Source organism: Streptomyces sp. NPDC059900 (genome assembly GCF_050270335.1).
Classification (GTDB): Bacteria; Actinomycetota; Actinomycetes; order Streptomycetales; family Streptomycetaceae; genus Streptomyces.
This window is the reverse complement of sequence record NZ_JBNNJZ010000660.1, coordinates 1-4,171: the sequence shown is the minus strand read 5'-3', so window position 1 is coordinate 4,171 and position 4,171 is coordinate 1. Positions and strand designations below refer to the sequence as shown.

General features: G+C 70.8%; 5 protein-coding genes. 4 read left to right on the top strand and 1 reads right to left on the bottom strand.

All coding sequences use genetic code 11. The features are described from left to right. The first annotated feature begins 185 nt into the window (after nucleotides 1–185). From ACQKIP_RS41450 to ACQKIP_RS41435, 4 genes are all read left to right on the top strand, one after another. Nucleotides 186–824, top strand: a complete 639-nt coding sequence (locus tag ACQKIP_RS41450) for a nucleotidyltransferase domain-containing protein (RefSeq protein ID WP_365861998.1) — start codon at nucleotides 186–188, stop codon at nucleotides 822–824. Nucleotides 825–1,058: 234 nt separating this feature from the next. Next, on the top strand, nucleotides 1,059–1,637 hold the full coding sequence (locus ACQKIP_RS41445; protein WP_365862000.1) for an EF-hand domain-containing protein: 579 nt from the start codon (nucleotides 1,059–1,061) through the stop codon (nucleotides 1,635–1,637). Between the two features lie 54 nt (nucleotides 1,638–1,691). Then, entirely contained in the window at nucleotides 1,692–1,862 is a 171-nt protein-coding gene (locus ACQKIP_RS41440; protein WP_365862002.1) for a hypothetical protein, read from the top strand. 465 nt (nucleotides 1,863–2,327) lie between these two features. Continuing rightward, a complete protein-coding gene (locus ACQKIP_RS41435; RefSeq protein WP_365862221.1) occupies nucleotides 2,328–2,861 on the top strand; it encodes an FG-GAP repeat protein in 534 nt (177 codons plus the stop codon). Here ACQKIP_RS41435 and ACQKIP_RS41430 read toward each other — a convergent pair. After that, on the bottom strand, nucleotides 2,743–4,171 hold a 1,429-nt coding region (locus ACQKIP_RS41430; protein WP_427745369.1), incomplete at its 5' end, for a nitronate monooxygenase. The two genes, ACQKIP_RS41435 and ACQKIP_RS41430, sit on opposite strands and share 119 nt — an antisense overlap.

Below are 4,171 nucleotides of genomic sequence, written 5' to 3'. Positions count from 1 at the left end.
ACCCGGCATGCCGCCTCACGTCCCCCTCGCCCCCCGCCTTGTCACTAGCGGCCCGGGCTCAAGGAGCTGGCCCACACCCACCGTGCCGGGGTGCGTGCGTCGTCTGTGCCATGCCCGAGCTGCAGGATGCGCGGAACCACGTGAGCACACCCCCCTTCGTACGGTCACCGCAGTAGGTTGTCCCGATGACCAATTCCCTGCCGCCCGGCGGTGTCGTGCTCGGTGCGGACGAGCTGGAAGACCGCTGGAGAAACGCCTGGCGGCCGGAGCAGGTCGCGGGGCGGTTGAACGATGTCGATACACCCTGGTGCGTCGCAGCGGGATGGGCGCTGGACCTGTTCCGCGGGGAGCAATCGCGTCGGCACGGCGATCTGGAGATCGCCGTGCCCGCAGCGGCGTTTCCTGAGATCCGGGAACGTTTTTCTGAGTACGAGTTCGATGCGGTGGGCTCGGGACAGGTCTGGACGGCAGCGGGAGCCGAGACGTTGGAGGCCACCCACCAGACCTGGCTGAGGGATCCGGCGAGCGGTCAGTTCCTGTTCGACGTGTTTCGCGAGCCGCATGAGGGCGATACGTGGATCTGCCGTCGGGACCCACGCCTGCGCCTGTCGTATGACGCGATCATCGAGCAGACAGCAGAGGGCATCCCCTACCTGATGCCGGAGTTGGTGCTGCTGTTCAAAGCCAAGGCGGTGCGCCCCAAGGACCAGAGGGACTTCGAGGGGACGCTGCCGCTGTTGGATCGCGCGCGCCGGGGCCGACTCAGCAGCTGGCTGGAGCTCGTACACGCCGGACACCCGTGGCTGGCCGAGCTGGCGGCGTAGGCACAATCGCCCTCGTCTCAGCCCCGACTGCCGGACAGCGCGGATGAACCCCTGGCCGGGAGTCTCGGGAGCGCGTGCTGCCCCTTCCCCTGAAGGGGCCGGTCAAGGCCATCCGATCGTGTCGTTCTGCATGTGCTGCGCACGGGCAGGCATCGTCCACCGGCACACACCAGGCCGACCGTCCGGAGCTCCGGATCCCGAGGACGGCCGGCACAACGTCAAGGAGGCCCGGCTGTGGCCAGCCAGTTCCAACACGACAAACTCACGGCCATGTTTGCGGCTTTCGACGCAGATTCCGACGGCTACCTCCGAGAGACCGACTTCGAGACGCTCGCCGCCCGCTGGGGCCGGCTGCCCGGCGTAGAGCCCGGCACCGAGCTGCGAGCGCGGGTCGAGGAGATGTGCAGAGGCTGGTGGCGCACTCTGCGGGCCGCCGCCGACACCAATCGCGATGACACGGTGGACATGAGCGAACTGCTTGCTGTGGTCGACCAGTTGCCCACCATGCGTGAGGAGGTCGCGGCAACGGCCGACACCATCTTCGACGCCGTCGACAGGGACAAGGACGGCCGCATCTCACCCACCGAGCACCAGCAGCTGATCGAGACGTGGCACGGACAGCCCCGCGACACGCGTGACATCTTCCCGCTTCTCGACCACGACGGGGACGGTTTCCTCACGCGCACCGAGTTCGCGGCCCTGTGGACCCAGTTCTGGATCAGCGACGACGCCGCAGAACCCGGCAACCTGATGTGCGGCCGCCTTCCGGGCCAGTCCTCGCCCTCCGGGAGCCCGGCCCCGCCCCCGGTCTGAGGCGCACCGTGGCGTACCGCCCCGGACCGCGGAAACACCTGCCAGGCAGTTGTCATGTTCGGCGGCAGGAACGGCCTCGGCACTCCGGTGACCGTGGCCGCCAAGGACCAGTTCCTCGCACCGGCCGTGGCCGATGTCAGAGGTGACGGAGCTCTGGACCTGATCGACCGCGACAGGGGGGCGCAGGAGCAGGCCCCTTCCCGGATACCGGGGCGGATCGCGTAGGGCCCGTTCGACCGGGACGGCGCCCCGGCCCGGCTGGCGGGCCAGGACCGGAAGGCCGCCGGAGGCGGGACCACCGCCGGGGGCTTCGACGGCGACGGCTTCGACGACCTGCTCTTCACCGGCAGCCCGCCCTGTGCGGACGACGAGGTGCCGGGCCCTGACCCGACTTCGGCAGCCGCGTACTTCCGCGGCAGCTCTGAGGGGCCGGTCCCGGCCGCCCGACCCGGGGTCTGGACAACGGCATCGGGGACGGAGTCCTCACCCCGCTGGCCGGCGACGGGGACGGCGGCGGCATCACAGGCCTCCTCGTCGGCGCAGGGGGCATCTCGTCGCCGGCCGTCGGCCTCGACCCGGGAGAGGCTCCCCCTCGTCTTCGGCGCCGCGGGCGGCGACGGCACGGGCCGGCGCACCACGGTCTATGACCAGCAGACCCCGGGCATCCCCGGCGGCTCGCAGGGCAAGGGCATGTTCGGTGCCCTCTCCGGCACCGGCGAGGTGAACGGTGACGGACATCCCGACCTGGTGATCAGTACTCCGGGCGGGGACGAGGCGGGCCGCTTCAGGCTGCTGCCCGGCGAACTCGACGGCTCCGGCCCCGCCCCGTCCGGGGCCACCGCCTGCGACGCGACGGCCTACGGCCGCACATCGATCAGCGCCACGCTGCCCCCGCTGGACATCAACGGCGACACATACGCCGACGTGGTCGCTGAAACACCGGGCGGACTCCTGCTCTTTCCGGAGGGAAAACGACGTTCCCCGCCAGCCACCCGAAACTCACCACGGTGGCGAAAGCGCGGACGGACACGTCGAACTGACGCTGAAGAGCCCTCGCCCCCGCGTATCGAGGCCATCCTGTTGGTGAAGGCGGTGCCGCGGAAGTTCAGTGGGCCCTTGCAGCTTCGCGCGTACCCGTCAGCCACCGCACGACCTCGATCGCCCGGTAGGGGCCGCCGTCCGGGCTCAGGTCCGAGAGGAAGTCCAGGTCCTGGCCCAGGGTGAGAACCGGTGGCTCGTCCTGTCCGCGGGGTTGACGCTGGCCGAGTCCGGCGGTGGCCAGCAGGCCGTTGCACAGGCACAAGCGGCCCTCGGTATCGCTCGCCGAGCCGCCCTTGCGGCGGTAGGCGGCCTCCGGTTCTGCGGGGCAGCGGTAGCCGATCGCACCGCCGGCGGTGCGGTAGGGGGCGCGGAGATAGCCCAGGTCGCAGACGCGGCGACGGGCCGTGCGCACGACGGGGTCGGACAGGGTGCCCGGCACCTCGGCGACCTTGAAGGGGAACGCGGCAGGGGATGCCTTCGGATCGTTGCGCACCTTCAGCTGCTGGGCGTGGGCCCGGTTGCGCAGTGCCTGGCGCAGGCCGGGCTGAAGGCCGGACTCCTCGCAGAGCGCGAACGCGCTGCCGACCTGCACACCGGCCGCGCCCAGGGCTCGGGCCGCCGCGAGCCGTTGGGGGTGGGCGGTGCCGCCCGCGAGCCAGAACGGAATATTGATCTTCGCCATCTTGGCCAGGTCGGGGTGATCTCGCGGTCCGTAGAGGGGCTCGCCCCGGGCATCCAGTTGCCACTTGCCGCGCGGCGGTGCGCTGTGCCCGCCCGCGCCATGAGTCTCGATGACAAACCCGTCGGGGACGGTGGCTTCGTCGCGGGCCAGGTAGCCGGCCAGGAGCGGCAGCGAGACGATGGCCAGCACGTGCGGTCGGCGCAGTGGTGTGGTGATGCCCGTGACCGGGGTGGCCGGGGGATGCGCGGTGGTGGATTGCAGGACGCGTGCGGTGGGGGCGAGCGGTGTGATCCGTATGTCCTGCACCTGCCGCGTGTCCTGCGCCGGCTTCCCTCGGCAGCCGCTGCCCTCGCCGCCTCTTCTTCCGCCCTGGCCCCCGCCTGGGCCTCCGCACTGGCAGCCCTGGTCCGTACCGAGACGGGTGCGGCCCAGCACGGCCGCCGGGTCGAAGGTATGGACGTAGTCCTCTTCGGTTCCTTCGAGCCGCAGGCGTATGCTCACCGGCCGCATCCGCGTCAGTTGCCGCGTCAGCTCGGGGACATGCCCCGGGACGCCCGCACCCACCAGGACGCAGTCCACCCCTGCGAGGATGGCGCCGAACAGGCCCGGAGCGAGAGCCAGTTGGATCTTTTCGAGGTAGTTGATCCCGACCGGGGCCCGGTGTCCCTCTTTGGCCAGCCACACTTCGACGAAGTTGCCGAGCACGGTCAGGAGTTCGGCCAGTTCCCCGCGCTCGACCCGCAGCATCGGCTGTGCACGAAAACGCTCGCCCGGCACGAGACCGCCCTCGACGTAGAAGCGGTCCAGGACC

Coding starts and splice junctions, on each gene's coding strand:
- ACQKIP_RS41450 (WP_365861998.1), top strand. CDS start 186: ATGACCAATTCCCTGCCGCCCGGCGGTGTCGTGCTCGGTGCGGACGAG.
- ACQKIP_RS41440 (WP_365862002.1), top strand. CDS start 1,692: ATGTTCGGCGGCAGGAACGGCCTCGGCACTCCGGTGACCGTGGCCGCC.
- ACQKIP_RS41435 (WP_365862221.1), top strand. CDS start 2,328: ATGTTCGGTGCCCTCTCCGGCACCGGCGAGGTGAACGGTGACGGACAT.